We start from the raw sequence: 8,853 nt of genomic DNA, 5'->3' as shown, positions 1-8,853 counted from the left end.
GCATCACGATCAGTTTCTGCAGCTCCTCTTTCACTCTGGCAAGCATCTGGTCATAGGGACCGCGCACAATATGATCGGCATCGAGATCAAAGATCACGTCCGCACCACTCCACCCCTTCTCATCCATCGTTGGGGCAGCAGGATGTTCATAGTAGGCTGTTGAGTAGTACACATGGGCTGGCGTCATCGATCTGAGATACGAGAAGAGTTCCTCCTGAGCCGTAAATGAGAGATGACGCCGCATGCCAGGTGTACTTCTGGTTCCAAAGAACATGAAACCCCACTCCCGCTGATCCAATGAATCCGGTACCCGGAGGGGTGGAGTCATCTTGATTTTGCCGGAATAATAGTCAGAAAACCGGTTTCTGAGGAACTCAACGGTAGCAGGCTTCATAACAGTCTTTTCACCATATATGGGCCTTCCCGCAGATAGCCCTGTTTACGATAGTAAGGACGCACGCCAATACCACTCATTACTGCGAGACGGGCATATCCGGCTTCCGCTGCTGTCTCTTCAGCTACCTGAAGAAGAAGCCGTCCACTTGACCGGTGCTGGCGTTCATCACCCGTCGGATCCCCGGAGATGGGGACGATACTTCCGTAGACATGAAGTTCACGTATCAGAGCAGCACCTTCCAGTTCTGATCGAAAGACCGTGCCAGGGAACCGAAGCCGGACAAAACCGATCAATGAATCCCCTGCTTCCTCCTGAATGAAGAATTCACGACCTCCACAACAGTCATAGGATATAGTTCGGATCTCACCTTCACCCGGACTCGGGCTCCGTCCGATCTCCCGGCACCGGATACACCGGCACCGCTTCCCCTGTGAGTGGAGGTATTTCTCTGCCAGTTGCCTGAAGTTTCCATGGCGTGAACCGGCGACGATAAGTTTTGCAGGGATGTCACGCTGAATCCGCTGGAGCCTGGTATACTCGGGGAGGTGCTCCTTCCCATAGGCAACAAGAGCAACCAGATCCTCTTCATCATAGGGGCTATAATCGCCACGGTTATAGAGCATCTCGATCTCTGAACCCGGTGTGACGAGGGTCGGGTAGATCTTCAGAAAGTCAGGGCAAAAATGCGGATCAGAGTAAAGCAGCCGGAACATCTCCTGATCTTTTTTAATATCGCTCCCGGGAAGATTCGGCATCATATGAAACCCGACCTTGAGTCCGGCATCCCTCAGGAGGCGGTTTGCCTCGATGCTATCGGCAACACTATGGCCACGCCGGTTAAAATCAAGGATCTCATCGAAGAGATGCTGAACTCCGACCTCCACTTTTGTGACCCCAAGCGAGAGCATCTTCCCGATATGCTCCCGCTTGCACCAATCGGGGCGGGTCTCAAAGGTGATAGCAACACACCGGACAATAGAACTCTCGTTTGCCTCTGCTGCCTCTTCATAGCTGCATTCATCAGATGAAGTATCAGGAAAATCATTCATCGCCCGAAGGCATGACGTGACGACATATTCCTGGTACTCAGGATCCCTTGCGGTGATCGTACCACCCATCACGATCAGCTCTGCTTTATCAACATGATGACCGAGACGGAGGAACTGGGTGAGTCTTGCATGCACCTGTTCATAGGGATCATATCCATGCTCCCTCCCCCGAAGGGCTGCCGGTTCCTCCCCGGTATAGCTCTGCGGTGATTTGAAAGGATGATTCGGCCCTCCCGGACAGGGGAGGCAGATCCCATGCGGACAAGGATGAGGAGAAGTCATGACTGCAATCGGGGCGACACCGGAGAGGGTCCTTGTCGGCTTAACCATCAGAATCCGCCTCAGATACTCCCGTTCATGCGGTTTTGCATATGACAGGATCGCCGAGTTCTTCGGAAATACAGGGAGGCGATATGTGCGGCAGACAGACAGTTTGATCCTCTGAATATCATCCGGAGAATCAGAAGAAGAGAGCCGGGAGATGATCTCCCGGTAGGCGGTATATTCGTCCATGAAAAAATCAGTGTTTCATTGCAATAGCAGAAACAGATTTACTCTGATAATCAGCCGTAATTGGCCCGGCATGCTCATGTATTTGATCTACGATCTCTTCTGCAAGTGTAAGAAGGGCCTCTTTATGAGAGTTTTTATTTTTATGTATATGAACGGGGGAGATGAGGAGAGAATCGTATTTGTTTGTTAACACAGCGTCGCCACTGACGGACTCGTAATATTTCTTTACGGTGACCATCAGCATGTGGAGATGTAATAGTTCTTCTTTCTGCACCCAATCACCTATGACATATGATTCTCTAATGAGTATCCAGATATAATTTATTGGTGATCTTTATATTCCAATTCACGCGCATACCCGGAACACTCATCGGCTCCGCAATTGGGGATGCAATGGGTGCGCCCTTTGAAGGGAGCGAGAATATTGCTCATATACCCAATCGGATGATCGGAGGCGGCCCTTTTCAGGCACGAAGAGGAGAGTATACAGATGACACCCTCCAGACGATCGCGCTTGCAGAGACGCTTGTCACCTGCCGGGGCTTCTCCACAATCGATTTTCTCAGCCGTCTTGTAAAAATGTTCAGGATGCACCCGGAATATTTTGGAAGAACCAGTAGCACAGTACTTCTGAAGATCATAGAAGGTATTCCACCAGAGAAGGCGACAGAGAGGAGTGGAAGGACAAACGGTGCTGTGATGCGGGGCTCCCCGATCGGTATCTTCTACCGGCCAGACCAGGTCCTCCTGATGAGCAGGATTGCCAGCGAGACGACACACGGGCATCCGGTTGCAGTTGCCTGCTCAGGTGTTGTCAACCAGATGATCTCGATCCTATGCAGGGGTGGATCAAGACAGGAGGCGTTCTTCACCGCACTTGAATCATGTGAAGTAGATGAGGTGAGAAGGCGGATTGCACTCCTCGGAGGAGTCCCCCTCATCCCTTCAATCGATGCCCTGGATACGACACACGCTGCAATAACCTGCTTTATGGAGTGCGGGACATTTAAAGAGATGATTCTTCGGGCGATCAGCCTTGGTGGAGATACCGATACGACAGCTGCGATCTGCGGAGCACTCGGCGGTGCATATCATGGATTACAGGGAATTCCAGGAGAATGGATAGCGGATCTTGAAGGGGCTCAAAGATTACTGATGCTTGAAGAAGAGGTATGGAATGCCGGGCAGAGATGATCTCCCGGTCAGATTGGAAGGAGTTCAACAAGCTTGAGGTTCCGCCTGCCACGCAGGCACTCATCAGGTGCACTCCCAAGAATCTGGGTGATGATGTACTTCTCCCCCTCATTCACCCCATCAGGATGACAGAGATCGAAACTGCGGCAGTCCTCCCGATTGCAGAGGTACTCATAGACGAGGCGGGAATTAGGAATTGCCATCTCACCTGCGATAAGCGCCACCACCGGTGCCTCCGTCACCTCAACAACGCGGGCACCATCTGCAAAGACAGGACAGGTATGGATCGTCGGCCTGATCCCAATGATTCTGTATTTTCTCCCTTCAACGAGATTATGACAGGCCTTTCTGACCTTGCACCCCTCACACTCCGAAATTGCTCCGTCATAGAAGAACTCATCACCTGTCTTTGCGAGTTTTACACCGATGAGCGTAACCCTGTTCTTTGATTCAGTCATCATCTTCACTCCTGGTAAAGCATCCTGACAAGTTTTGTTGCAGATTCCGCAGTAATACCCATATCAAAGATGGTAAAGCGTTCAGGACGTATCTCTTTTGCCCTTACAAGTGCCTCGGCAACAAGTTGATCTGAAAGACCAACATCTGCTGGTGTGGTCGGGGCTCCGATCGTTTTGAGGGAGTTGCGGATCCCCTGCCAGTCTCCACCATGGAGATACATCGAGATGATCGTCCCAATTCCGCAGGCTTCTCCATGGAGAACCTTTCCCGGAGCGAGCCGTTCAAGTGCATGTCCAAACTTATGCTCGCCTCCACTTGCAGGACGGGATGAACCTGCAATGCTCATCGCAACACCTGATGACACAAGTGCTTTCGTAACAGTCCATGCACTCTCTTCCGAATTTGGCCGGATCAGATGCGCATCCTTGACGAGGATCTCAGCGGTCATCCGTGAGAGGGCGACTGCATATTCTGAGATGACTTCGCCCCGGAGCCTGTGGGCGAGCTCCCAGTCGAGGATTGCAGTATAGTTTGAGATGATATCGGCGCACCCGGAAGCCAGGAGACGGTGCGGTGCGCCTGCAATGATGCCGGTATCGGCGACGACAGCAACCGGTGGATGGGCATCCAGAGATGAGCTCCCCTCATCTGTTGGAACTGATGCCCGGGATGACGCGATCCCATCGTGAGATGCGGCTGTTGGGACACTGATGAACTGGCAGTCAAGATTAAATGAAGCGATCTTTGCAGTATCGATCACCCTCCCCCCCCCTACAGCAATGATGACATCGGCATCAGATCCCACTTCCTCCACTGAGCAGATCGATTCAGGAGTGATCGAATCCGAGATGTAGAAAGTTAGATCGAAGAGATCTTCGAGGAGGGAGGCTACACGGGACCCGACTACTGCACTCGTCTTTGGACCGCTGAGAAGGAGGACAGAATCCCCCAGTGCAAGATCCTCAAGCACCCGTGGAATCTGGTCGAGGGCATCATGACCTATGACAACATCTCTTGGGAGCTGCATCCATTTCGACTTATCAAAAACTTTATTCTTAAGTATCTTGAAGTATTCTGGGCCCATTGAGATCGTTTCATGATTAGTGACTTCATATACAAATATTACATTGATCCTATCCGCTACGGAGAGGCATATACCATTGTCGATACCCTCACGTATGCAGCGATACTGATCGTCTCAGTCTACCTCGTGTACAGATGGCTGAAAGGAACAGGAATTGCGATTAATTCGGATTTTGTTCTCGCAACAATACCATTTGTCATCCTTGGAGGACTCCTGCGCGTGGTTGAAGATACCGGGATGATCGGATCAGACATTAAGTTCCTCCTGATAACACCTCTCATCTTCTTCACCATATTTGGGTTCACAATCCTATCTCTCGTCACTGCGAGGATTCTGGAGAGAGCTGAAGTTTTTTCTTCGTTCCTGATACCATACCGGATGGCGGGAGTCTTACTCTCAATCATTGCCGCCGGTCTGCTCGTCTGGTGGGGGATAACTGAGACACAACTGGATTTTGTGGTCTTCTTCACCATTCTGGCAATGGCAACAGTCACAACGGCCCTGACCTATGCTGCGCTGCGGTATCTGCTGAAATGGGAATATGTGAAGAACCCATTGTATATTCTTCTCATCTTCGGCCATCTCCTCGATGCGAGCGCGACAAGCTATGGGATCGATATACACCCAATCCGCTATGTGGAGCAGCATGTCGTCGGAGGCGCCCTCATCGACTGGGCAGGAACCGCATTTGCAATGTATCCATTGAAACTTGCAGTCCTCATTCCCGGTATCTATATCCTTGAGATGTACCGGCGAGAAAACGGTGAGAGCGGTCTTTGGTATCTCCTTCTCCTGGCGATGATCGTTGTCGGTATGGCTCCGGGTCTCAGGGGGATGATGAGGATGGTGCTCCATGTCTAAAGCCATCCTCTACAGCATTCTGCTGTCAGTTCTGATCTTCTCGGGATCAACACTTTTCGGGGCGGGACTCATCATCTACAATCCGGCTCTTGGAGATACCTTCATGGAAGTACTCCATGAGTCTCTTGACATTGAAGAGATGATGAACGACCCGCCTGCAACAATGGCTCTGAAGCTCTTTATGAACAATCTTCAGGCATGTATTATCCTCTTTCTCGGAGGAGTCACTTTTGGCCTTCTTACAGTGTTTATTCTGGCAATGAACGGTGTAATCGTCGGTGCAATCGCCCACATTGCACTCGGACTGCAGGGGGGGGTCTTTGTGATTGCAGCCCTGCTCCCTCACGGTATCGTTGAGCTGCCTGCCCTCTTCATTTCAGGAGCTCTTGGATTTATGCTTGCTTCTGCAATCCGAAGGGAATGGAATGGAGAAGGGGATGCTGCACTTGAGGCGATGCACTATGCATCACTCTTTGCAAAGACGGTGCTCCCCCTGCTTGTTATCGCAGCCATCACTGAGGCATTTATAACACCAGGTATCATAGTAATGGTCGTTTAGGTGGCATACTATGGAAGAAAAAACAGACGCACTCCCACCAATTGCTGATTTTAGTGCATGGTATAACGAGATCCTCAGGCGCGCAGAGATCATGGATGTCCGCTATCCTGTGAAGGGGCTGTACGTCTGGTACCCGTTTGGATTTGCGATCCGAAAGAATACCTACAACAGGCTCCGGGAGATTCTTGATGTAGACCATCAGGAGACGCTCTTCCCCCTCCTCATCCCTGATTATGAGTTTATGAAAGAGGCTGAGCATATCAAGGGGTTTGAAGAGGAGGTCTACTGGGTGACACATGGCGGTCTCTCGGAACTTGATGTGAAACTCGCACTCAGACCAACGAGCGAGACTGCAATCTACCCGATGTATGCACTCTGGGTACGGTCACATGCCGATCTCCCCCTGAAGCTCTACCAGATAGTCAATACTTTCCGGTACGAGACGAAGCATACCCGCCCCCTCATCAGGCTCCGGGAGATAACCTCCTTCAAGGAAGCCCACACCGTCCACTGCACCTGGGAAGAGGCGGCAGCACAGGTGGAAGAGGCGGTGAGACTCTACTCAGTCTTCTACCATGATCTCGGTGTGCCGATCCTGATATCAAGGCGTCCGGACTGGGACAAATTCCCTGGTGCAGATTACACTATCGCAGTTGACTGTATCATGCCGGACGGAAAGACCCTCCAGATCGGAACTGCCCACCATCTCGGGACTCATTTCTCAAAGACATACAATATCACCTATGAAGATACAGCAGGTGAACAGCAGCTCGCATACCAGACCTGTTACGGTATCTCTGAACGGTGCATTGCCTCGGTCATCTCTGTGCATGGCGACGACACCGGCCTTGTCCTCCCACCGCTCGTTGCACCGGTTCAGGTGGTCATCATCCCGATCATCATCGGGAAACGGAGGGACGAGGTGATGGCAGCAGCAGAGACACTTGCTGCGGATCTCAAGGCACTTGGCATCAGGGTTGAGCTCGATACCCGCGATATGCGGCCAGGGGCAAAATACTACCACTGGGAGCTGCATGGAGTGCCACTCAGGCTTGAGATCGGCCCCCGTGATATCGATGCGGGAACGATTGTGGCGGTTGACCGGTTCAAGGAGAAATGCCAGATCCGATCGGTCAATGAGGTGATCCCTCTGCTTGATGAGATCCAGGCGACGATCAGCCGGCATGCGGAAGATGCGGCATCAGGAAAGATCACCATCTGCTCGGGTATCGAGGAGATCAAAGTTGCAGTGGAATCCGGTGTCGCTGTCGCATCATGGTGCGGTGACCGGGGCTGCTCGGATCTGATCGAAGCTGAGACCGATGCCTCACTCCTCGGATCAGATCTTCGGGGTCCGCATGCCGAAAAGCTCGGCGGGGTCGGATGTGTAGTCTGTGGAAAAGTTGGAAAGGCAGCCCTGATCGGGCGGTCATATTAACTTTTTTTTGAGGAGAATAGTTACTCCCCATCAGACGCCGGGGGGGGTCTCTATCACAATCAAGCCATACTCTACCATCTCGTCGGCTTTTGAGCTATTCGCACGAATAATTATGCAGTACGAACCCTCTTCATCGGGCAGACATTTGAGCCGGTCATCTCACCCATCGCCCAGGCATATCGTTCCCGGATGGTCGGGGGGAGCTCCCTCTCCGGGATCGGGGTAAAACCCAGTGACTTGTAAAAGGGTACGAGCGGAAGGGTCGCATGCATGTAGAGATCGTCATCACCGCAGGCAGAGATGAGGGCCTCCATTGCAATTCTTCCATAGCCTTTTCCCCGGAACTCCTCCCAGGTGAAGACCCCGTCCACCTCAATACCATCTGTGTGGCGCTTACACCGGGATACACTCACGGGCGTATCTTCAACAAAGACGCAGAAGATCCGGTCGTTATCAGGATCTGATTTATTTGCATGATAGTCCAGCCAGATTTTTTCTGCAATGGAAAATTCATCTGCGATCAGCTCCCGAACCCGGATGACGAGGTGGATCTCCGAAAAGATTACAAGTACGGGTTTCTTTGCGATCTTTGCGACCTGTTTTGTCGTATTTCCAACAGGAATCTGCATCAGATAGTCCATGTGCCCATACCGGGACATCAGGATCATGGTAGCATTCTCCTCAAGCGCAGCCATGCAGATCTGTTTGGAGGGGGTGCCATACCGGATACGAATTGTTGAAGAAATTCCTACCGATTTCAGGTCCTCCTGGATACGACGCAGCCTTTCTTCCACTTCAGTTTCTGTTTGGTCCCGTGCCCCGAAATCGGCCTTTGCCTTCTGGATAACATGGAGGAGGACAACTTCGCTCATCCCGCTTATCCGCTTCAAGCCATCCAGGGCATCATACGCGGAACCGGAGAAATCCGTTGGATAGAGAATCTTTGCTACGATGGTGCGACAATCCTCTTCGGCCTTTTTCAGGCCGAAGAATGAGGAAGGATCAGATCTCATAATGAGGACATGACACCGGCTCCGGGTAAGGACATCAGTTGCACTGCGGCCGAGCAATGAGCCACTCAGGATGCCTTTGCGTGCGCCGATTACAATAAGGGGCGCCTTTTCCGTCCTGTTGACCTCAAGAATTGCTCTTGGGATATTGCCATCTGGTGCAACATCAACCCGTGTCATCACGTTGATACCGGTACAACCAAGTTGATCTTTCTGGACAGCAATCTGCCGCTCAGCCAGCTGCATTGCATAACGATCGGCTTCATTCCGGAAATGGATGAGCATAAGG

The 8,853-nt window shown here is 51.7% G+C and carries 9 protein-coding genes and 1 pseudogene; 4 read left to right on the top strand and 6 right to left on the bottom strand.

What is annotated here, in order from left to right; translation table 11 throughout:
• From Q7V06_RS07930 to Q7V06_RS07920, 3 genes and pseudogenes are all read right to left on the bottom strand, one after another.
• Positions 1-394 (bottom strand): annotated as a pseudogene (locus tag Q7V06_RS07930) (DNA primase catalytic subunit PriS); the annotation flags it as partial.
• On the bottom strand, positions 391-1,959 hold the full coding sequence (locus Q7V06_RS07925) for a tRNA uridine(34) 5-carboxymethylaminomethyl modification radical SAM/GNAT enzyme Elp3 (RefSeq protein WP_304840333.1): 1,569 nt from the start codon (positions 1,957-1,959) through the stop codon (positions 391-393). The gene Q7V06_RS07925 and the pseudogene Q7V06_RS07930, both read right to left, overlap by 4 nt.
• A gap of 7 nt (positions 1,960-1,966) precedes the next feature.
• Positions 1,967-2,233: a UPF0058 family protein gene (locus tag Q7V06_RS07920; protein ID WP_304840331.1), complete on the bottom strand. Its 267-nt coding sequence runs from the start codon at positions 2,231-2,233 to the stop codon at positions 1,967-1,969.
• A 53-nt stretch (positions 2,234-2,286) separates the two neighbouring features.
• Between Q7V06_RS07920 and Q7V06_RS07915 the strand changes: the two genes are divergently transcribed.
• Complete coding sequence (locus Q7V06_RS07915; RefSeq protein ID WP_304840329.1) at positions 2,287-3,153, top strand: ADP-ribosylglycohydrolase family protein; 867 nt, start codon at positions 2,287-2,289, stop codon at positions 3,151-3,153.
• Positions 3,154-3,161: 8 nt separating this feature from the next.
• Here Q7V06_RS07915 and Q7V06_RS07910 read toward each other — a convergent pair whose 3' ends face one another.
• Positions 3,162-3,614, bottom strand: coding sequence for a UPF0179 family protein (locus Q7V06_RS07910; RefSeq protein ID WP_370650831.1), 453 nt, complete (start codon positions 3,612-3,614; stop codon positions 3,162-3,164).
• 2 nt (positions 3,615-3,616) lie between these two features.
• The gene (locus Q7V06_RS07905) at positions 3,617-4,696 is read right to left on the bottom strand and encodes an NAD(P)-dependent glycerol-1-phosphate dehydrogenase (RefSeq protein ID WP_304840327.1); all 1,080 of its coding nucleotides are present in this window, start codon (positions 4,694-4,696) and stop codon (positions 3,617-3,619) included.
• A 12-nt stretch (positions 4,697-4,708) separates the two neighbouring features.
• Between Q7V06_RS07905 and Q7V06_RS07900 the strand changes: the two genes are divergently transcribed.
• Genes Q7V06_RS07900 through proS form a run of 3 tightly spaced genes read left to right on the top strand, consistent with a single transcriptional unit; the run spans position 4,709 to position 7,554 of the window.
• A complete protein-coding gene (locus Q7V06_RS07900) occupies positions 4,709-5,557 on the top strand; it encodes a DUF63 family protein (protein WP_304840325.1) in 849 nt (282 codons plus the stop codon).
• Positions 5,550-6,116 carry a stage II sporulation protein M gene (locus Q7V06_RS07895; RefSeq protein ID WP_304840323.1) on the top strand — a complete coding sequence of 189 codons (567 nt, stop codon included), beginning with the start codon at positions 5,550-5,552 and terminating at the stop codon, positions 6,114-6,116. Before Q7V06_RS07900 ends, Q7V06_RS07895 begins: the two co-directional genes overlap by 8 nt.
• 10 nt (positions 6,117-6,126) lie before the next feature.
• The gene (gene proS / locus Q7V06_RS07890) at positions 6,127-7,554 is read left to right on the top strand and encodes a proline--tRNA ligase (RefSeq protein ID WP_304840321.1); all 1,428 of its coding nucleotides are present in this window, start codon (positions 6,127-6,129) and stop codon (positions 7,552-7,554) included.
• Positions 7,555-7,664: 110 nt separating this feature from the next.
• Here the strand turns inward: proS and Q7V06_RS07885 are convergent.
• On the bottom strand, positions 7,665-8,853 hold a 1,189-nt coding region (locus tag Q7V06_RS07885), incomplete at its 5' end, for a GNAT family N-acetyltransferase (RefSeq protein ID WP_304840319.1).

The organism is Methanocalculus sp. (assembly GCF_030651615.1).
In the GTDB taxonomy this organism is placed as follows: domain Archaea; phylum Halobacteriota; class Methanomicrobia; order Methanomicrobiales; family Methanocorpusculaceae; genus Methanocalculus.
The sequence above is the reverse complement of the archived record's forward strand: the minus strand, read 5'-3'. Positions and strand labels throughout refer to the sequence as shown.

Coding starts and splice junctions, on each gene's coding strand:
- Q7V06_RS07925 (WP_304840333.1), bottom strand. CDS start 1,959: ATGGACGAATATACCGCCTACCGGGAGATCATCTCCCGGCTCTCTTCT.
- Q7V06_RS07910 (WP_370650831.1), bottom strand. CDS start 3,614: ATGATGACTGAATCAAAGAACAGGGTTACGCTCATCGGTGTAAAACTC.
- Q7V06_RS07905 (WP_304840327.1), bottom strand. CDS start 4,696: ATGGGCCCAGAATACTTCAAGATACTTAAGAATAAAGTTTTTGATAAG.
- Q7V06_RS07900 (WP_304840325.1), top strand. CDS start 4,709: ATGATTAGTGACTTCATATACAAATATTACATTGATCCTATCCGCTAC.
- Q7V06_RS07895 (WP_304840323.1), top strand. CDS start 5,550: ATGTCTAAAGCCATCCTCTACAGCATTCTGCTGTCAGTTCTGATCTTC.
- proS (WP_304840321.1), top strand. CDS start 6,127: ATGGAAGAAAAAACAGACGCACTCCCACCAATTGCTGATTTTAGTGCA.